19 protein-coding genes are annotated in these 17,697 nt (G+C 72.1%); 4 read left to right on the top strand and 15 right to left on the bottom strand.

Going from position 1 to position 17,697, the window contains the following annotated elements:
- Positions 1 to 8: 8 nt before the first annotated feature.
- The 5 genes from rpoB to BLW09_RS03420 all read right to left on the bottom strand — a co-directional run bounded on the left by rpoB (position 9) and on the right by BLW09_RS03420 (position 7,304).
- Positions 9 to 3,506 (bottom strand): DNA-directed RNA polymerase subunit beta, encoded by a 3,498-nt coding sequence (gene rpoB / locus BLW09_RS03440; RefSeq protein WP_089908497.1) that lies wholly within the window; start codon positions 3,504 to 3,506, stop codon positions 9 to 11.
- Positions 3,507 to 3,795: 289 nt separating this feature from the next.
- A complete protein-coding gene (locus tag BLW09_RS03435; protein ID WP_089908494.1) occupies positions 3,796 to 4,875 on the bottom strand; it encodes an SDR family oxidoreductase in 1,080 nt (359 codons plus the stop codon).
- Between the two features lie 53 nt (positions 4,876 to 4,928).
- The gene (locus tag BLW09_RS03430) at positions 4,929 to 5,600 is read right to left on the bottom strand and encodes a response regulator transcription factor (protein WP_089908491.1); all 672 of its coding nucleotides are present in this window, start codon (positions 5,598 to 5,600) and stop codon (positions 4,929 to 4,931) included.
- Positions 5,597 to 6,748: a sensor histidine kinase gene (locus BLW09_RS03425; protein WP_089908488.1), complete on the bottom strand. Its 1,152-nt coding sequence runs from the start codon at positions 6,746 to 6,748 to the stop codon at positions 5,597 to 5,599. The genes BLW09_RS03430 and BLW09_RS03425 overlap by 4 nt, the downstream gene beginning before the upstream one ends.
- 40 nt (positions 6,749 to 6,788) lie before the next feature.
- Complete coding sequence (locus tag BLW09_RS03420) at positions 6,789 to 7,304, bottom strand: hypothetical protein (RefSeq protein ID WP_089908485.1); 516 nt, start codon at positions 7,302 to 7,304, stop codon at positions 6,789 to 6,791.
- Positions 7,305 to 7,463: 159 nt separating this feature from the next.
- Between BLW09_RS03420 and BLW09_RS03415 the strand changes: the two genes are divergently transcribed.
- Positions 7,464 to 8,345, top strand: coding sequence for a spermidine synthase (locus BLW09_RS03415; protein WP_089908482.1), 882 nt, complete (start codon positions 7,464 to 7,466; stop codon positions 8,343 to 8,345).
- A gap of 81 nt (positions 8,346 to 8,426) precedes the next feature.
- Here the strand turns inward: BLW09_RS03415 and BLW09_RS03410 are convergent, their stop codons facing one another.
- The 4 genes from BLW09_RS03410 to BLW09_RS03395 are packed head-to-tail and all read right to left on the bottom strand — an operon-like array spanning position 8,427 to position 11,362.
- A complete protein-coding gene (locus tag BLW09_RS03410) occupies positions 8,427 to 9,323 on the bottom strand; it encodes a biotin-dependent carboxyltransferase family protein (protein ID WP_231947036.1) in 897 nt (298 codons plus the stop codon).
- 5 nt (positions 9,324 to 9,328) lie between these two features.
- Positions 9,329 to 9,967, bottom strand: a complete 639-nt coding sequence (locus BLW09_RS03405; protein WP_089908477.1) for a 5-oxoprolinase subunit B family protein — start codon at positions 9,965 to 9,967, stop codon at positions 9,329 to 9,331.
- Positions 9,964 to 10,725, bottom strand: coding sequence for a LamB/YcsF family protein (locus BLW09_RS03400; protein WP_089908475.1), 762 nt, complete (start codon positions 10,723 to 10,725; stop codon positions 9,964 to 9,966). The genes BLW09_RS03405 and BLW09_RS03400 overlap by 4 nt, the downstream gene beginning before the upstream one ends.
- A 4-nt stretch (positions 10,726 to 10,729) precedes the next feature.
- Positions 10,730 to 11,362 (bottom strand): CGNR zinc finger domain-containing protein, encoded by a 633-nt coding sequence (locus BLW09_RS03395; protein WP_231947034.1) that lies wholly within the window; start codon positions 11,360 to 11,362, stop codon positions 10,730 to 10,732.
- A 169-nt stretch (positions 11,363 to 11,531) separates the two neighbouring features.
- Between BLW09_RS03395 and BLW09_RS03390 the strand changes: the two genes are divergently transcribed.
- On the top strand, positions 11,532 to 12,140 hold the full coding sequence (locus BLW09_RS03390; RefSeq protein ID WP_089908471.1) for a GNAT family N-acetyltransferase: 609 nt from the start codon (positions 11,532 to 11,534) through the stop codon (positions 12,138 to 12,140).
- A gap of 14 nt (positions 12,141 to 12,154) precedes the next feature.
- Here the strand turns inward: BLW09_RS03390 and BLW09_RS03385 are convergent, their stop codons facing one another.
- The 6 genes from BLW09_RS03385 to BLW09_RS03360 all read right to left on the bottom strand — a co-directional run bounded on the left by BLW09_RS03385 (position 12,155) and on the right by BLW09_RS03360 (position 15,968).
- The gene (locus BLW09_RS03385) at positions 12,155 to 12,652 is read right to left on the bottom strand and encodes a SprT-like domain-containing protein (RefSeq protein ID WP_089908469.1); all 498 of its coding nucleotides are present in this window, start codon (positions 12,650 to 12,652) and stop codon (positions 12,155 to 12,157) included.
- A 48-nt stretch (positions 12,653 to 12,700) separates the two neighbouring features.
- Positions 12,701 to 13,174, bottom strand: a complete 474-nt coding sequence (locus BLW09_RS03380; protein ID WP_089908466.1) for a tetratricopeptide repeat protein — start codon at positions 13,172 to 13,174, stop codon at positions 12,701 to 12,703.
- A gap of 155 nt (positions 13,175 to 13,329) precedes the next feature.
- Positions 13,330 to 14,496 carry a PQQ-dependent sugar dehydrogenase gene (locus tag BLW09_RS03375; RefSeq protein WP_089908463.1) on the bottom strand — a complete coding sequence of 389 codons (1,167 nt, stop codon included), beginning with the start codon at positions 14,494 to 14,496 and terminating at the stop codon, positions 13,330 to 13,332.
- Positions 14,497 to 14,511: 15 nt separating this feature from the next.
- Positions 14,512 to 14,814 (bottom strand): DUF427 domain-containing protein, encoded by a 303-nt coding sequence (locus tag BLW09_RS03370; RefSeq protein ID WP_089908460.1) that lies wholly within the window; start codon positions 14,812 to 14,814, stop codon positions 14,512 to 14,514.
- 42 nt (positions 14,815 to 14,856) lie between these two features.
- The gene (locus tag BLW09_RS03365) at positions 14,857 to 15,474 is read right to left on the bottom strand and encodes a 2-phosphosulfolactate phosphatase (RefSeq protein ID WP_089908457.1); all 618 of its coding nucleotides are present in this window, start codon (positions 15,472 to 15,474) and stop codon (positions 14,857 to 14,859) included.
- Positions 15,471 to 15,968, bottom strand: coding sequence for an EVE domain-containing protein (locus BLW09_RS03360; RefSeq protein WP_231947032.1), 498 nt, complete (start codon positions 15,966 to 15,968; stop codon positions 15,471 to 15,473). Before BLW09_RS03360 ends, BLW09_RS03365 begins: the two co-directional genes overlap by 4 nt.
- 100 nt (positions 15,969 to 16,068) lie before the next feature.
- On the opposite strand from BLW09_RS03360, the gene BLW09_RS03355 reads away from it, so the two are divergent.
- A complete protein-coding gene (locus BLW09_RS03355; RefSeq protein ID WP_089908452.1) occupies positions 16,069 to 16,404 on the top strand; it encodes a YciI family protein in 336 nt (111 codons plus the stop codon).
- The gene (locus BLW09_RS03350; RefSeq protein WP_089908449.1) at positions 16,401 to 17,681 is read left to right on the top strand and encodes an RNA polymerase sigma factor; all 1,281 of its coding nucleotides are present in this window, start codon (positions 16,401 to 16,403) and stop codon (positions 17,679 to 17,681) included. The genes BLW09_RS03355 and BLW09_RS03350 overlap by 4 nt, the downstream gene beginning before the upstream one ends.
- Positions 17,682 to 17,697 lie beyond the last annotated feature (16 nt).

Raw genomic sequence — 17,697 nt, 5'->3', positions numbered from 1 at the left:
GCTGCCGCTTAGATCTCGTCGATCGACGACGACTCGAAGCGGGAGGAGATGTTGATGCCGAGCTCCTCCGCGGCGCGGAAGGCCTCGTCGTCCGAGTCGCGCAGGCTGACCGCCTGGCCGTCGGCCGACAGGACCTCCACGTTCAGGCAGAGGGACTGCATCTCCTTGATGAGCACCTTGAAGGACTCCGGGATGCCCGGCTCCTGGATGTTCTCACCCTTGACGATGGCCTCGTAGACCTTCACGCGGCCGAGGATGTCATCCGACTTGATGGTCAGGAGCTCCTGCAGCGCGTACGCGGCACCGTAGGCCTCGAGGGCCCACACCTCCATCTCACCGAAGCGCTGACCACCGAACTGCGCCTTACCACCGAGCGGCTGCTGGGTGATCATCGAGTACGGACCGGTCGAACGGGCGTGGATCTTGTCGTCGACCAGGTGGTGCAGCTTCAGGATGTACATGTAGCCGACCGACACAGGGTCCGGGTACGGCTCGCCGGAGCGGCCGTCGAACAGCTGCGTCTTGCCGGAGGAGCCGATCAGGCGGTCCCCGTCGCGCGTCGGGAGGGTCGCGTCGAGCAGACCTGCGATCTCCTCCTCCTTCGCGCCGTCGAACACCGGGGTGGCGACCTTCGTGTTCGGCTCGGCCGAGAACGCGGCCTCGGGGAGCTCAGCGGCCCACTTCGGCTTGCCCTTGATCTCCCAGCCGTTCTTGGCGATCCACCCGAGGTGGATCTCCAGGACCTGACCGAAGTTCATTCGACCGGGGACACCCAGCGGGTTGAGGATGACGTCGACCGGCGTCCCGTCGGCGAGGAACGGCATGTCCTCGACCGGGAGGATCTTGGAGATGACGCCCTTGTTGCCGTGACGGCCGGCGAGCTTGTCACCCGCGGTGATCTTGCGCTTCTGGGCGATGTAGACCACCACGCGCTGGTTCACGCCGGAGCCGAGCTCGTCGTCGCCGTCCTGCGAGTCGAAGACCTTGACACCGATGACGGTGCCCTCCTCGCCGTGCGGGACCTTGAGGGAGGTGTCGCGCACCTCGCGGCTCTTCTCGTTGAAGATCGCGCGGAGCAGGCGCTCCTCGGCCGACAGCTCGGTCTCGCCCTTCGGCGTGACCTTGCCGACGAGGATGTCGCCGGGGCGCACCTCGGCGCCGATGCGGATGATGCCGCGCTCGTCGAGGTCGGCCAGGAGGTCCGGGCTGACGTTCGGGAGATCGCGGGTGATCTCCTCCTTGCCGAGCTTGGTGTCGCGGGCGTCGACCTCGTACTCCTCGATGTGGATCGAGGAGAGGGTGTCGTCCTTCACCAGGTTCTGGCTGAGGATGATCGCGTCCTCGAAGTTGTGACCCTCCCACGGCATGAACGCGACGAGCAGGTTCTTGCCGAGCGCGAGCTCGCCGTTCTCGGTCGCGGGACCGTCGGCGACGACCTCGCCCTGCTCGATGCGGTCGCCCTCGTCCACGATCACGCGGTGGTTGTAGGACGTGCCCTGGTTCGAGCGGTCGAACTTGCGCAGGTAGTAGGTCTGGTACGTTCCGTCGTCCGCCTGGACGGTGACCGCGTCGGCCGAGACCTCGGTGACGACACCGGACTTCTCGGCGGTGATCACGTCACCGGCGTCGATGGCCGCGTAGCCCTCCATACCGGTTCCGACGACCGGGCTCTCCGAGCGGAGCAGCGGCACCGCCTGGCGCTGCATGTTCGCACCCATGAGGGCTCGGTTGGCGTCGTCGTGCTCGAGGAACGGGATCAGCGACGTACCCACCGACACCATCTGGCGCGGGGAGACGTCCATGTAGCCGATCTCCTCGGCGGGGATCAGGTCGACCTCGCCGCCCTTCTGACGGGCGAGGACGCGCTCCTCCACGAAGTGGCCGTTCGCGTCGAGCGGGGCGTTCGCCTGCGCGACGACGAAGTCGTCCTCCTCGGAGGCCGTGAGGTAGTCGATCTGGTCGGTGACCCGGCCGTCGACGACCTTGCGGTACGGCGTCTCGATGAAGCCGAAGGAGTTGATCCGCGCGAACGACGCGAGCGAGCCGATCAGACCGATGTTCGGGCCTTCCGGCGTCTCGATCGGGCACATGCGGCCGTAGTGCGACGGGTGGACGTCACGGACCTCGACGCCGGCGCGCTCACGGCTCAGACCACCGGGGCCGAGCGCGGAGAGGCGGCGCTTGTGGGTCAGACCCGCGAGCGGGTTGTTCTGGTCCATGAACTGCGACAGCTGCGACGTTCCGAAGAACTCCTTGATCGCGGCGACGACGGGTCGCACGTTGATCAGGGTCTGCGGGGTGATCGCCTCGATGTCCTGCGTGGTCATGCGCTCGCGGACCACGCGCTCCATCCGGCTGAGGCCCGTGCGGACCTGGTTCTGGATGAGCTCGCCCACCGCGCGGATGCGACGGTTGCCGAAGTGGTCGATGTCGTCGATGTCGAGGCGGATGTCCGTCTCGACGCCGTTGCGCAGACCCTTGATCGTGGTCTGGCCGTCGTGCAGGGCGACCAGGTACTTGATCGTGGCGATGATGTCCTGGACGGTCAGCACCGACTCCGACAGCGGGGCCTCGAGGCCGAGCTTGCGGTTGATCTTGTAGCGGCCGACCTTGGCGAGGTCGTAGCGCTTCGGGTTGAAGTAGAAGTTGTCGAGCAGCGCACGCGCGGCCTCGGCGGCGACCTGCTCGCCCGGACGCAGCTTGCGGTAGATGTCCTTGAGCGCCTCCTCCTTGGTGAGGATGGCGTCCTTCTCGAGGGTCAGCTCGATGGACTGGTACCCGGCGAACTCGGAGAGGATCTCCTCGCTGGTGAGGCCGAGGGCCTTCAGGAACACCGTGACCGACTGCTTGCGCTTGCGGTCGATGCGGACACCGACCTGGTCGCGCTTGTCGATCTCGAACTCGAGCCACGCACCGCGGCTCGGGATCACGCGTGCCGAGAAGATGTCCTTGTCGGACGTCTTGTCGGGGGTGGCCTCGAAGTACACGCCCGGCGAACGGACGAGCTGCGAGACGACGACACGCTCGGTGCCGTTGATGATGAAGGTGCCCTTCTCGGTCATCAGCGGGAAGTCGCCCATGAAGACCGTCTGGGTCTTGATCTCACCGGTGAGGTGGTTCATGAACTCGGCCTCGACGTAGAGCGGGGCCGCGTAGGTCTTGCCCTTCTCCTTGCACTCGTCGATGGAGTACTTCTTCTCCTCGAGGAAGGGGTTCGTGAACGAGAGCTGCATGGTCTCGCCGAGGTCCTCGATGGGAGAGATCTCCTCGAAGATCTCCTCGAGGCCCGTGTTGGCGGGAAGATCCTGACGGCCCTGGGCCTCGGCTTCGGCGACGCGAGCCTTCCACGCGTCGTTGCCGACCAGCCAGTCGAAGCTCTCGGTCTGCAGTGCGAGCAGATCGGGAACGGTCAGGGTGTCCGTGATCTTGGCGAAGGAGAGTCGGGATGCGGCTCGTCCGTTCTTGGGTGTCTTGTCGGTGTTGGTTGCGTTGCGCGCAGCAGCCAAGGAAATAACCTCCGGGGCCCCGTCGGGCCAGTTACTGTCGGTCGTGTATCTATCAGGACGAGTACTCCCAGTCACGTCGCGCTGCGTATCTGACCCGAAAGGACGGGCCCAGGCACACGCGGAGAAAGTCAGAGCCGACCGCAATATGAAGGCAGAAGTTTGACTGGGAGCGCAAAGAACAACTATATGTCAATCGGACGCGCCGTGTCCAGTCTTTTCTTGACCGGAGACACGTCCTGATGTATAACGCGGGTCCGGCGATGCTATTCCCGGTCCCCGGCGGGTCAGATCAGCGGCTGCGCGGGTGGTAGGTCGGGAGGGTGTCGACGGTGGCGATCACGGCCTCCTCGCGCGACCGCGGACTCCAGCCCAGCACCGTGATCGCCTTCTGCGAGGTGGCGCGGCGCACCGTGCCGATGTCGGGAAGGGAGTCGCGCACGCGCCGGCTGAAGGGTGCGACCGCCCGCAGCATCCACTCGGGCATCAGCTTGGTGCTCACCCGGCGTCCGGCGGCCTCGCCGAGGTGACCGCGGATGAGCAGCGCGACCTCCTGCGCCGACATGACCTCGCCGGCGATGGCGAGGAACCGCTCGCCCGCCCCCTCCGGTCGCGTCATCGCGAGGAGGTGCAGCGCGGCGACGTCGCGCACGTCGACGATGCCGAAGTGCACGTCGGGGAGGCGAGGGAGGCGTCCCTCCTTCACCAGGCGGATCAGCTCGACCGAGGTGGAGATGTCGGGCCCGAGCACCGGCCCGAGGATCCCGACCGGATTCACGGTCGCGAGCTCGAGACCTCCGCCCTCGGCCGCGACGAACGCCCAGGCCGCCCGCTCTGCGATGGTCTTCGACTGCACGTACGGACTCAGCGGGCGGCCGCTGTCGAGGTCGGTCCAGTCCTCCTCGGTGAACGGCCGGTCGGTCGGCGGGTGCCCGTAGCCGATGGCCGCGAAGGATGAGGTGAGCACCACGCGTTCGACGCCGGCGTCCCGCGCCGCCCGCAGCACGCGCAGGGCGCCGTCGCGGGCGGGGACGATCAGCTCGTCCGCATCCTTCGGCTGAGACGACGGGAAGGGAGAGGCGACGTGCAGCACGAACCGGCACCCGGCGACGGCATCCGCCCATCCGTCGTCGGAGGTCAGGTCGGCGATCGCGAACTCGAGCCGGTCGCCCGGGTCGTCGACGCCGCCTGCCGCGAGCTGCTGCCGGACGTCGGCGGCGCGGGCGGGCGTGCGGATCGTGGTGCGCACCCGGTAGCCCGCGTCCAGCAGAGCGAGGATGCAGTGGGCGCCGAGGAATCCGGAACCGCCGGTCACGAGCACGAGATCGGCGGAGGGCGGGGAGGGCGGGGTGGCCGCGTTCGGGTCGCTCACGCCCCCATCCTTCTCCGGCAGTGCGTCAGAGGGAAGCGGCGCAGCCGACCCCGTCAGGAGCGGACGAGCGCGATCGCCTGGGACCGGTCGCGCACGGCGAGCTTCGCGAAGATGGCGTTGATGTGCGTCTTGACCGTCGCGACGCTCACGAAGAGGGTCCGGGCGATCTCGGCGTTGCTCAGGCCGTCGCCGATCAGCGCGAGCACCTCCGCCTCCCGGCGGGTGAGCGCGGGGAAGCGGACCACGAGCGCACCCGCCGCATCCGGCGGCGCGACCTCCGCGGCGCGGGCCGTGCCGGTGAGCGCGCCGATCACCCGCGCGCCGACCTCGGGCGCCAGCGTGGTCTGGCCGCTGGCGACGGCCCGCACCGCGGCGGCGAGCTCGGCGCGGCCGGCGTCCTTCGTCAGGTACCCGCGCGCTCCGGCCCGCAGCGCGCCGAGGATGGACTCGTCGTCGGCGTAGGTGGTCAGGATGAGCACGGCCGTGTCCGGCGCGGCCTGCCGCACGCGGGCGGTCGCCTCCGCGCCGTCGAGCACCGGCATCCGGAGGTCCATGAGCAGCACGTCGGGATGCGCGGCCACGGCGAGCGCGACCGCCTCCTCGCCATCCGCGGCCTCGCCGACCACCTCGATGTCGGGCAGCAGGCCGAGCACGGTGACCAGCCCGTCGCGGATGATCGCCTGGTCGTCGGCGACGGCGACCCGGATGAGCGCATCGCCGGTCATCGGAGCATCGCCTCCGCCGTCAGGACGAACCGGCCGGCGACAACCGCAGCCGAGGCGGTGCCTCCGCCGGGAAGCGCGGCGAACCGCTCGCGCATCCCCTCGACCCCGTACCCGCCGCCGGATGCGGCCAGCGCCGACGCCGGGGTCCCGGTCGCGGGCAGCGGGTTGGAGACGACGAGGCGCACGCGGTCATCCTGCCAGACCAGCTCGACCGTGACGGGCTGTCCGGGCGCGTGCTTGCGGGCGTTGCTCAGCCCCTCCTGCAGGGCGCGCTGCAGCGCCTCGGCCTGCTGCGCGGTGAGGGTCGCGGCGTCGCCGGTCACCCGCAGCTCCGCGCGGCCGCCGAGCGAGCGGTGCGCCGCCACGAGCTCGTCCACGGCGCCCGGGAACGCATCCGCGGTCACGGGCTCCGTCTCCGCGGCCACCGGGTCGCGCAGAGCGGCGACGGCACGTCGGGCCTCCCCCAGCCCGTCCGCCGCAAGCCCGCGGGCGGCGACCACGCGCGACCGGGCCGCGTCGGCGTCGCCGGATTCGAGGAGGGCGTCGACCGCATCCAGCTGGATGACGAGGCCGCCCAGGCTGTGCGCGAGCACGTCGTGCAGATCCCGGGCGATGGCGATCCGCGACGCCTCCTCCTTCATCGCGACGGCACGCTCCCGCAGCAGCGCCGCCTGTTCCTCCGACACGCGGAACTGCCGCCGGCTCAGCCCGGCGAAGACCGCGAGCAGCATCCCGCCCATCTGGGTGAGGAGGTTCGGGATGGCCGTTCCGGCGGGAACCGCGCCGAGGGCCACCAGGGCGATCCCGACACCGCCGACGAGGAGCCCGACCCACAGCGGATCGCGCGGATCGCCGAGCACGACGAGCACGCCGATCGCGGCGGGGACGACGGTCAGGCCGTCGGTGGGCGCCGCGACGAGCGCGCCCAGGACGACGAGGACGACGGCGCACGCGAAGGCGGCGCGACGGAGGCCGGCCTTCGCGAGTGCGCCGCGCACCACCCACAGCGCCACCGAGACCAGCCCGAGGACGAGCACCCACACTGGGCGGTGTCCGGAGTCGGTGCGGATCAGCGCGTAGCCGACGGCCCCGGCGCCGACCACGGTCAGCGCCAGGGCGAGCCAGCTGGGGCGGAGGGAGACGTTCACCCGACCATCATGCTTCCCGCCGGCCGTGGACGACGCCCGCTCACGCGGCGAGCGCGGCGTGACGGTCGAGGCGCGCGGCGAAGACGGCAGCCCGGGCGAGACGGTTCGCCGCGAACACCAGCAGGATGATGCCGGTCGCGGCACCCAGGTGCGAGCCGGCCTGCGCGGCGAGCACGTCGACGCCCACACGCACCGCGATGACGACCATCCACAGCACCAGGCCGAGCACGCCGGTGCGCGACTCGTAGACGGCGATGTCGGACGGGTTCTTGCCGACGACGGGCTCCGGCAGCCGGCGGAAGTGCGCGATGCCGCCGATCCACGCGCCGATGGCGAGCGACAGGACGATCTCCCCGGCGACGACCGCGAGGTCGAGCGGAGTGATGGTCGCCGGCTTCACCTGCTGCACCAGCAGAACGGCGCCGACAACGGCGAGGATGCCGGGCATCCGCCACATCTTCGCGATCACCACCGGGCGCCAGGTCAGCTGCCGGTAGCCGACCCATCCGATGAGCAGCAGGATGAGGAGCGCGTTGCCGAGGGTCTGGACGGTCATGATCGCCTTTCCGGGACGGAGTGCGCCGGAACCTCCGGCACACCACCAGCGTCGTGTCCCGCCGCGCCGGGCGGGACCGCCCGCGGGTGGAGACCGGGTGGACGCGCGGGTGGAGATCGCGCCGCACCGGCTCGCATGCGCCGCGACTAGGCTGCCGGTGTGTCTCCGAACCCGACCCCCCAGAACCCCTCGGTCGTCCTGTCGGAGAGCGGCTACCTGGCGATCGTGGAGCCCGACCGGTTCGTGCCGGGCGCCTACCAGCTGGTCGTCGACGGCACACCGCAGTCGCATGTCAACCTCGACGACCCGTCGCAGCTGTTCTTCGAGTACATCCAGCGGATGGGCAACGTCATCGACCTGATCGGCGAGCCCGGTCAGCCGATCACGGCCGTGCACCTCGGTGCCGGCGCGCTGACGCTCCCCCGCTACATCGCATACACGCGACCCGGCTCGCGTCAGCAGGTGGTCGAGCTGGAGAGCCGCCTGGTGGACCTCGTGCGCGAGCAGCTCCCGCTGCCGCGCTACGCGCAGATCCGCATCCGCCACGGCGACGCCCGCGAGGTCGTCGGCAAGCTCCCGAACGGGCTGCGCGGCGAGGTCGACCTGCTGGTGGTGGACATCTTCAGCGGCTCGCGGACCCCGGCGCACGTCACGAGTGCCGAGTTCTACCGCTCGGCGGTCTCTCTGTTGAAGCCGGACGGGATCGTGCTCGTGAACGTCGCGGACGGTCCGCCGCTGAGTTTCGCCCGCAGCCAGGTGTCGACGCTCGGCTCGGTCGTCGAGAACGTCGCTGCGCTCGCCGAGACGCAGGTGCTGAAGGGCCGCCGCTTCGGGAACGTGGTGCTGGTCGGATCGAACTCGCCGCTGCCCCTGGAGTGGCTGCCGCGTCTGCTGGCGAGCGGTCCGCATCCCGCGAAGGCCGTGGCCGGTGAGGAGCTGCGGACATTCGCGGCGGGCGCGCCGATCGTGACGGACGCGACGAGCGTCCCGTCGCCGCCCCCGGCGCGCAGCATCTTCCAGAGCGGCACCCGCCGCGACTGACGCTCCCGCGAGGTGCTCGCACCTGCGAGCGACACGCCGCGGACGGCGACCACGACGAGCACTTCGCGGGCGGGGAGGGCGTCAGGCGTGGCGGAAGGTCAGGGTCTGACCGGGCCGCAGCTGCGCGAACGCGTCCAGCGCGGCGTCGGCGACCACGGCGATCACCGGGTATCCGCCGGTGACGGGGTGGTCGGCGAGCAGGACCGTCGGACGGCCGTCGGGCGACACCTGCACGGCGCCGGCGACCATCGGCTCGCTGGGAAGCTCGTGCCGCACGGCCCGCTCCAGCAGCGGATCGGGATGCGGGGTCACGCCCGCGGCGTGCGCCGGCGCCCGCACGGGGTCGAGCCGCGCACCGATGCGATCGCTCTCGGGTGCGACGCGCCACTCGACGGAGAAGAAGGCCTCCAGCGCGGCCGGGGTGAACCAGTCCGCGCGGGGTCCCCGGTGTGCGCGCACCTCGACGGCTCCCGGCGCCGGGTCGGCGACGGGGACGAAGTCCAGCAGCGGCAGGTCGGAGCCGGGATGCTCGCCGACCGGCACGCGGTCGCCCGCCCGCAGCGGAGCGGGGCCGAGGCCGGCCAGGGTGTCGCGCGAGCGCGACCCGAGGACGGCCGGCACCGCGACCCCGCCGCGCACGGTCAGATACCAGCGGAGTCCGGCGGTCCCCGATCCGATGCGGAGGACCTGCCCGGGGTGCGCGCGCACCGGCTGGTGCGCATCCACCGGCCGGTCGTCGAGGAGCAGCGGACCGGTCGCTCCCGTCACGGCGAACCAGGCGTCGTGCTCGAAGACGGCCTCGAACCCGCCGAGGAGCACCTCGATGCCCGCGTCGCCCTCGTCGTTGCCGAGCAAGCGGTTGCCGAGCCGCAGCGCCGCACGGTCGAGGGCGCCCGACCGGCCGACGCCGAGGGCGGCGAGGCCCGGCCGCCCGAGGTCCTGGACGAGCGCGAGCGCGCCCGGGCTCAGGATGCGCATCCCGCTCATCGCACCTCCCGGAACCGCACGACGGTCCCCGGCCGGAGCAGCGCGGGCGGATCGGCGTTCTCGTCCCACAGCGTCGCGTCGGTGCGGCCGATCAGCTGCCAGCCGCCCGGGCTCGACCGCGGGTAGACGCCGCTGAACGTTCCCGCCAGCCCGACCGAGCCCGGGGGCACCGCGGTGCGCGGCGTCGCGCGGCGCGGCACCTCGAGCTCGTCGGCCGCGCCGCCGTCCACGGTCCCGTCGCCGACGAGGTAGGCGAAGCCGGGGGCGAAGCCGCCGAAGGCGACCCGCCAGCGCGTGCCGGTGTGAACGGCGACGACCTCCGCCTCGGTGCGTCCGGTCAGGCGCGCGACGTCCGCGAGGTCCTCGCCGTCGTAGCGGACGTCCAGCTCGACGACGCGCTCCGCGACCGCGTCCGCGGGCAGCGGACGCGTGCGCTCGATCCAGCCGCGGGCGGCGCTCAGCGGGAGGATGCGGGGGTCGACCACGACCGCGATCGTGCGGGCCGCCGGCACCAGCTCGACGACGCCGTCCGGCCGTGCGGCCTCCAGCCCGCGGAACAGGGCGAGCACCGCATCCAGCCCGTCCAGCTCCACGAGCAGGGCGTGGTCGCCGTACGGCAGGATGCGGCCGGTCACGCGAACGGCTCCACCCGCACACCGGCAGCGGCGAGCGCGTCGCGCACCGCGCGGGCCATCGCGACCGCCCCGGGGGTGTCGCCGTGGACGCAGAGCGAGTCCACCCCGACGGCGAGGTCGGTGCCGTCCGCCGCGACGACGCGGCCCTCGGTGACCATGCGGAGGGCCCGGGCCGCGATCTCCCGCTCGTCCGAGAGCAGCGCTCCCGGCTCAGTGCGCGGCACCAGCGTGCCGTCCGGGCGGTAGCCGCGGTCGACGAACGCCTCGCGGACGAACCGGACGCCGGCCTCGTCGGCCGCCCGCTCGACGGCGGATCCCGCGAGCCCCAGCAGAGCGAGCGTCGGATCGAAGGCGACGACCGCGTCCACCACGGCCCGCGCCTGGCCCGCGTCGTGCACGATGCGGTTGTAGAGCGCGCCGTGCGGCTTCACGTAGCGCACCGCCGTCCCGGCCACCCGGGCGATGCCCGCGAGGGCCGCGAGCTGGTACAGCACCTCGTCGCGCAGCTCGCCGGCGGGCACCTCCATCGGCCGCCGGCCGAATCCGGCGAGGTCGCGGTAGGAGACATGGGCGCCGACGGTCACGCCGTTCGCGGCAGCCTCGCGGCAGGTCGCGAGCATCGTCGACGGGTCGCCCGCGTGGAAGCCGCAGGCGACGTTCGCGCTGGACACGACGCGCAGCAGCGCGGCGTCGTCGCCCATCGACCAGGCGCCGAACGACTCCCCCAGGTCGCTGTTGAGGTCGACGGAACCGCTCATGCTCCTATTGTGGCGTGCGAGCCGCGCGGGCACGGTGCGCGCGCACCTTCGCGCGGTTGCCGCAGCGCTGCATCGAGCACCAGCGCCGGGTTCCGCTGCGGGAGGTGTCGAGGTAGACCAGTTCGCAGTCGTCGGCCGAGCACTCGCGGATGCGGCCGTCGACATCCGGCCCGAACAGCCGCACCGCGTCACGTGCGATGGTGCCGAGCGCCTGGTGCGGGCGGGCGTTCGTCCGGCCCGCCTGACGGCCGCCCCCGGCGAGCACCGGAGGGATGTCGGGGGTCGCGGCGAAGAGGTTCACCACGTCGATGTCGTCGGGCGAGAGCTCCTCCGATCGGCTGGCCTGCCGGGCGAGGCGGGCGATCGCCGTGCGGAGGGTCCGGGCGTCGCGGAACTCGCGGTCGCCCGCGGTGGGCGCCACCTCCGGGAACCGCTCGACCAGCCACGCGTTGAGACCCGCGGCGTCGCGCACCGCGGGCCGCTCGTCCTCCGGGCCGGCGGAATCGTCGGCGTGGGCGAACTCTCCCGTGTAGGCGAAGTCGAGCGCCAGCGATCCGGAGTCGAACCACCAGCGCTGGCCGTCGACGGGTTCCATCCACTGGCCGGTTCCGCGGGTGAGTATTGCTTCGGTCGCCATGTAACCAACATAGTCGGTTACGGCACCCTCATCCGCCGCCGCCTCTCCCCCCAGCCTACCGACCCGGCACTTCCCCCCATCCATGGGTCGCAACACGCCGTTCTGAGACGCCGGCAACGGCGTGTTGCGACCCACGGATGGCCCACGGACGGGCTGGCATACTGGGCGGATGACCGCCACCCGACCGGATGCCGACGTCCCGCTGGAGGGGGCGACCGTCCGCCTGCGCGCCCTCACCCTCGACGACCTTCCCGACCTGTTCGACGCGATCGGGCACCCCGAGGTATTCGCCGGCGGCTGGGGCGGCGGGCCGGCCGCCTACCGCGACACCTACGAGGAGTGGCGGGAGTTCATGCTCGGGTACCTCGCCTGGGGCACCGGGAACGTGACCGCCGTCGTGCTCCGGGACGGCGACCGCCTGGTGGGCACCACCACGCTCGGCGACTTCGACCTCGGCAACCGCTCGGCCCACATCGGCTGGACGGCGTACGCGCCGGAGACCTGGGGCACGCGCGTGAACGCCGAGACGAAGCGGCTGCTGCTCGGGACGGCCTTCGACCACGGGTTCGAGCGGATCAAGCTGCAGGCGGATGTCCTCAACGCGCGCTCGCGCTCCGCCATCCTGCGCCTCGGCGCGCAGTTCGAGGGCGTCCTGCGGCACACCCAGCTGCGCGCGGACGGGACCTGGCGCGACACGGCCGTGTACTCCATCCTCAGCGAGGAGTGGCCCGCCGTGCGGGACGGACTGGACGCGCGGCTCGGCGTCGCGCACGCCTGACCGCGGCGCGACGGCTACTCGGTGGCCGCTGCGGCGGCGGTGCGCCGCTGCGCCGGCGACACCTCGCGGTGCTGCCACGAGATGAGGTTCGCAGCGTCGAAGCGCCGGCTGCACGCGCCGCAGGCCAGCGCCCGCGCCGGCTTCCGGTAGCGGTAGTGCGTGTGCCCGTTCGGGCAGGTGCCCACCCAGGGCGCCAGATCATCGGCGATCGCGCCGCCGTGCAGCCGCTTGCCCTCGTACCCGAGGTCGAGCGCGATGGCCCGCCAGCGCGGTCCGTGCCCTGCGCGGGAACCGGCGAGCGCGTGCGCCACCTCGTGGAGCAGGATCTGGTGGATCTCGTCGTCCTCGTATCGCGCCGCCAGATACCGCGACACGGTGATCCGCTTCGACGTGTAGTTGCACAGGCCGGCGCGCGTCTTGGCGTTGTCGAAGCCGAAGCTCCAGACGGCCGGGTCGAGATGCAGGGCGATCAGGGCATCCGCCCAGCGCCGCACACGGTCGAGCTCGGCCATCAGCGACGGGTCCCGTCCGGAGCGCTCCCTACCTCCATGACGTGCATCCTACGCGTGATCGGAGCCGCCCTCGCCGCGGTCGGCACGCGCCGACCCGCGCTGCGCGTCGAGCGCGGACTGCACGACGGCGACCGCGGTCAGCGCCGCCTGGATCTCGGCCGGGGACGCGCCCAGCTTCTCGCGCAGGAAGACGGCGGCGGTCATGTCGGCGAGAGCGCTTTCGTAGTCGCCGGTATCGAACGAGACCTTGCCCCTGCTCTGGATGGCGAACGCCTCCAGCGCGGTCCACTCCCGGCCGCGGGCCTCGTCGACGCAGCTCGTCAGCTCCACGATCGCCTCGTCCGTCTTGCCCTGGTACTGCAGCACCTGAGCCCGACGGATGCGCGCGCCGAGCAGCTGCTCGCGGTCGCCGGTGAAACGCGCCTGCCGAACCGCCTCGTTGCCGATCTCGATCGCCTCGTCGAGGCGCCCCAGCAGTCGCAGCAGCACCGTCTTCTCGTTGAGCCCGCTGAGGCTGCGCAAGCTGCCCAGCTCCTCCAGACGCTCGCCGGCAGCGCGCAGATCGACGCGTTCGCGCAGGGTGGTCGGATCGTATCCGAGGATGATGCTCAGGGTTCTGCTCCCGATCGGTGGTTCCCCCCAAGACTACCCGCAGGAGCGCATCCACCCGGGTGAGGTCAGCCCGGGCGTTTGACGGACAGCGCGGGCACGAGCGGCGCCGCGATGAGCCGGTCGTCGCCGGAGCGGGGCGACCCGCGCCCGTCGGTGTTGTTCGTGAGCAGCCAGAGACGGTCCCCGACGGCGACGACATCCCGCAGCCGGCCCAGCTCTCCCTCGAAGAAGGGTGCGGCCGTCACCGGCGCCGCGCCGTCGGTCGACCACGCCGTCCACAGCCGTTCGCCGCGCAGCGCCGCGAGGAACACGGTGTCGCCGACGACCGCCAGACCGCTGGGGCTCGCAGCGTCGGTCGGCCACTGGTACACCGGGTCGGTGTACTTCGGGTCGCCGCCGACGCCCTCCACGACCGGCCAGCCGTAGTTCGAGCCAGGGCGGATGATGTTGAGCTCGTCCCAGGTGTTCTGGCCGAACTCGCTCGCCCACATCGTTCCGCGGGAGTCCCAGCCGATCCCCTGCGGATTGCGGTGGCCGTACGACCACACCGGCGACCCGGGGAACGGGTTGTCGCCGGGCACCTGCCCCTCGGGGGTCACGCGCAGGATCTTGCCGCCGAGAGACGCGACATCCTGCGCGTTTCCGGGGGTGGACGCGTCCCCGGCGGTCACGTAGAGCATCCCGTTCGGGCCGAACGCCAGCCGGCCGCCGTCGTGGTTCGACGCCTTCGGGATGCCGGTGAGCACCGGTTCCGGCGAACCGATCGCGTAGCTGCCCGGCACCCCGGAGAGCGGCAGGCGCACGACGCGGTTGTCGTCAGCGGTGGTGAGGTACGCGTAGAGATACTTCGGTGCGGACTCCGCCTGCACGGCGAGCCCCAGCAGACCGCTCTCGCCGGTGTGGACGACGCCCGGCACGGTGCCCACCGTGCGGAGCCCGCCCTGCGGAAGGCGCTCGACGATCGTGCCGGAGTCGCGCTCGCTGATGAGCGCCGACCCGCTCGGCAGCGGCACCACCGACCAGGGCGCCTCCAAGCCCGTCTCGAGCACGGTCGTCTGCCCGCTCGGCTGCCACGGGATGGCGGCGACCGCGGCCGAGGTGCCGGTGGGCCGTGGTGTCGAGGTCGGGGTGCGCGTCACCGTCGGCGTCGGAGGCGAGGCAGAGCAGCCCGCCACCACGAGCACGGCCGCCGCCAGAGCCGGGAGGCTCAGGCGGCGGCCGAGACGGATCATCGCGGTCTCCGGTCGTCAGTCGACGACGCGGACGTCCTTCCAGAACGCCACGTAGTTGCTGTAGTCCTTGCCGACCCGGTCGAAGGAGCTCGGGTACGGCGTCGGATAGCTCCACGCGCGGTCCTGCAGCAGGCCGTCGTCCGACTTCACGGAGAAGTACTGGCACTCGCCCTTCCACGGACACGTGTACGGGGTGGCGCTCTCCACGAGGTACTCGGACTTCACGCTCGCCGGAGGGAAGTACCAGTTGCCCTCGATGCGGATGAGGTCCTCCTGCGGGGCCTCGGCGATCACGGTGTCGTTCAGCACGGCTTTCATCGATAAAACCTCCTGTGCACCGCAACGTACGCCGGCGGGCGATCATTCCGCCGCGGGCGCACCGTTCTGCCGGGGAGCTCGGAGCACCGTCACAGCGTCCGATGCGTCGAGACGCCCGGCGGGGGCGATGTCGGCGGGAACGGCGCCGGCGGCGACCCGCTCCTGGCCGGACACCGACGCCGTCAGCAGGTGCGCGACGGCACCGCGCAGACCGGTGAACGCGGCGCAGGCCGCCGCAGCCTCCGGAGAGGAGTAGTCGATGCCGACGGAGGCGAGCGCATCCACCACGGCGCCGGCGGCGAGCAGGTCCTCCACGGCGAAGCGGGTCGCGCCCGACGGCGTCGCACCGCCCGCGGCGACGAGAGCGATCATCGCGCGGCGGCCGAGACGCACCTGCTCGGCGAGGATCCAGCGCGCGACGGCGGAGGCATCGGTCAATCCGGCGGCCAGTACGGCCCCATCGCCGGGCAGCTCCGGCGCTGGGGCGTCGGCCAGCGCATCCACCCACACGACCACATCGGCGTCGGCCGCGACGGCCGCCGCGCCCTCGGCGGACCAGTCGAAGCGCACCTGGTACTTGGCCTGGCGGTGGGCGGCCGGAACGGCGCCGTCGATCGCGCTGCTGATGGTGTCGGAGTCGAGAGAGGCCGGCTGAGTCACCGGGCCATCGTAATGCGGCGGCTCGCGGCCGACGGCCGTGTTTCGCCCGGTGACGGCCGCATCTGCCGCCGGATCAGCTCGAAGTCGTGGCGGGTGAGCTCGATGAGCCCGCGCCGCAGCTGGTAGCCCCAGTCGGGTCGATCGCGCGTGAAGTCCAGCGCGCCCAGCAGCGGGCGGATGGGCGTCGCCACGGCGTCGTGGTCCCACTCGACCCGTCGCCGCCAGGGCTTGAAGTCGGACGCGGGACCCTGCATCGCCGGCCCCTGCGTCACCTGGAACACCTCGTCGTCGGCGAGACGGCCGACCGCCGTGAACTGCTTGAGCGGCTCGCCGTCCGGGTACGACGCCCGCGGCGAGTAGAAGACGAAGCCGTCGGCCGCGCCCATCCGCTCGAGCGGCGCCCGGGCGCCGTGGTTGACCTGTGCGAAGCCGCCGGCCACGCCGCGGAGAACGTGATCGAGCTGCACAACGCCCAGCCAGTAACGGATCGCCATGCTCCCGTTGTAGCGCACACCACCGTCACCCGTGTCGAAACCGGCGCATCCCGTTCGACGCAGGGATGACTCCACACGCGTTCGACGAGAGGATGGGACCATGCGTTACGTGCTGATGGCGCAGGCCGAAGAGGGCGACGGCGCCGAGCCGGCCGTCCGGGACCGCGCCGCGCTCGACCGCTACGAGCAGGAGCTCGTGCGCGCCGGCGTGCTGCTCGCGGCCGAAGCGCTGGAGCCCGTCGGGACCGGCGTGCGCATCCGCTTCGACGGCGAGAGCCCCACGCCGGACCGCTCTCCTGACGCGGGCACCCGGGTGACCGCCCTGTGGACGCTGCAGACGGCCGGCGAGGACGAGGCGCTGGAGTGGGCCCGCCGGCTGCCGCTGACGAGCGGGAGCGTGGAGGTGCGCCGCGTGGCGGGCGACGCGGGGCGATGACCGACGGCGAGCGGCGCGACGAGACCCGTCGCACGGTCGAGTCGGTCTGGCGCATCGAGTCCGGGCGCCTCATCGCGGGGCTCGCCCGCTCCACCGGCGACGTCGGCCTGGCCGAGGAGCTGGCTCAGGATGCGCTCGTCGCCGCCCTCGAGCAGTGGCCGGTCAGCGGCATCCCGCGCAACCCCGGCGCCTGGCTGACCACCGTCGCGAAGCGCCGCGCGGTCGACGGATGGCGCAGGCGGGAGCGCCTCGACGACCGCTACGCCGCCATCGCCCACGACCTCGAGCAGGAGCTCGGGTCGGACGACCCGGCACGCGTCGCGCAGGAGCCGATCGGGGACGACCTGCTCCGCCTCGTCTTCGTCGCATGCCATCCCGTCCTCCCGCAGGCGGCCCGCGTCGCCCTCACCCTGAAGCTGCTCGGAGGCCTCTCGACGGAGGAGATCGCCCGGGCGTTCCTCGTCCCGCCCGCGACCATGGCGCAGCGCATCGTCCGGGCCAAGCGCACCCTCAGCGCGGCCGGCGTGCCGTTCGAGGTGCCGGAACGCGCGGAGTTCCCGGAGCGGCTCGCCTCGGTGCTGGAGGTCGTCTACCTGATCTTCAACGAGGGGTACTCGGCCACGGCGGGCGACGACTGGATGCGACCCGACCTCTGCCGGGAGGCGCTGCGGCTCGGTCGTGTGCTCGCCGAGCTGACGCCGCGCGAGCCGGAGGTGCACGGACTGGTCGCGCTGATGGAGTTCCAGGCATCCCGGCTCGGAGCCCGGACCGCGGACGACGGCAGCCCCATCCTGCTGCACGATCAGGACAGGGCCCGCTGGGACCGCCTTCTCATCGGCCGCGGCGTCGCCGCCCTGAAGCGTTCCGACTCCCTGCGGCTCAGCAGGCGGCCGCCGGTCAGCCGCGGGCCGTACGCGCTGCAGGCGGCCATCGCGGCCTGCCACGCGACCGCCCCGACCCCGGACGCGACGGACTGGGAGGAGATCGTGGCGCTCTACGGCGCCCTCGGCGAGCTGCGGCCGTCCGCCGTCGTCGAGCTCAACCGCGCGGTCGCCCTGTCGATGGCCTACGGACCGGAAGCCGGGCTCGAAGTCGTCGACCGGCTGGCGATCGATGGCACCCTCGCTTCGTACCATCTGCTGCCGTCGGTGCGCGCCGACCTGCTGCTGCGGCTGGGCCGCCGGGACGAGGCGCGGCAGGAGTTCCAGCGCGCCGCCGCCATGACCGGCAACGCCCGCGAACGGGAGCTGTTGCTGGCGCGCGCCGACGAAGCCTGAGGAACCGCCCATCCCT

The organism is Leifsonia sp. 21MFCrub1.1 (assembly GCF_900107895.1).
GTDB classification, from domain to species: Bacteria; Actinomycetota; Actinomycetes; order Actinomycetales; family Microbacteriaceae; genus Leifsonia; species Leifsonia soli.
Note: the sequence above shows the minus strand (reverse complement) of the source record. Positions and strands in the feature narration are given on the sequence as shown.

Bases quoted from the DNA above. Each gene is read 5' to 3' on its own strand.
- BLW09_RS03430 (WP_089908491.1), bottom strand. From the start codon at position 5,600: ATGACCGGCGATGCGCTCATCCGGGTCGCCGTCGCCGACGACCAGGCG.
- BLW09_RS03420 (WP_089908485.1), bottom strand. From the start codon at position 7,304: ATGACCGTCCAGACCCTCGGCAACGCGCTCCTCATCCTGCTGCTCATC.
- BLW09_RS03410 (WP_231947036.1), bottom strand. From the start codon at position 9,323: ATGCGCATCCTGAGCCCGGGCGCGCTCGCGCTCGTCCAGGACCTCGGG.
- BLW09_RS03400 (WP_089908475.1), bottom strand. From the start codon at position 10,725: ATGAGCGGTTCCGTCGACCTCAACAGCGACCTGGGGGAGTCGTTCGGC.
- BLW09_RS03395 (WP_231947034.1), bottom strand. From the start codon at position 11,362: ATGGCGACCGAAGCAATACTCACCCGCGGAACCGGCCAGTGGATGGAA.
- BLW09_RS03390 (WP_089908471.1), top strand. From the start codon at position 11,532: ATGACCGCCACCCGACCGGATGCCGACGTCCCGCTGGAGGGGGCGACC.
- BLW09_RS03385 (WP_089908469.1), bottom strand. From the start codon at position 12,652: ATGGCCGAGCTCGACCGTGTGCGGCGCTGGGCGGATGCCCTGATCGCC.
- BLW09_RS03375 (WP_089908463.1), bottom strand. From the start codon at position 14,496: ATGATCCGTCTCGGCCGCCGCCTGAGCCTCCCGGCTCTGGCGGCGGCC.
- BLW09_RS03370 (WP_089908460.1), bottom strand. From the start codon at position 14,814: ATGAAAGCCGTGCTGAACGACACCGTGATCGCCGAGGCCCCGCAGGAG.
- BLW09_RS03360 (WP_231947032.1), bottom strand. From the start codon at position 15,968: ATGGCGATCCGTTACTGGCTGGGCGTTGTGCAGCTCGATCACGTTCTC.
- BLW09_RS03355 (WP_089908452.1), top strand. From the start codon at position 16,069: ATGCGTTACGTGCTGATGGCGCAGGCCGAAGAGGGCGACGGCGCCGAG.
- BLW09_RS03350 (WP_089908449.1), top strand. From the start codon at position 16,401: ATGACCGACGGCGAGCGGCGCGACGAGACCCGTCGCACGGTCGAGTCG.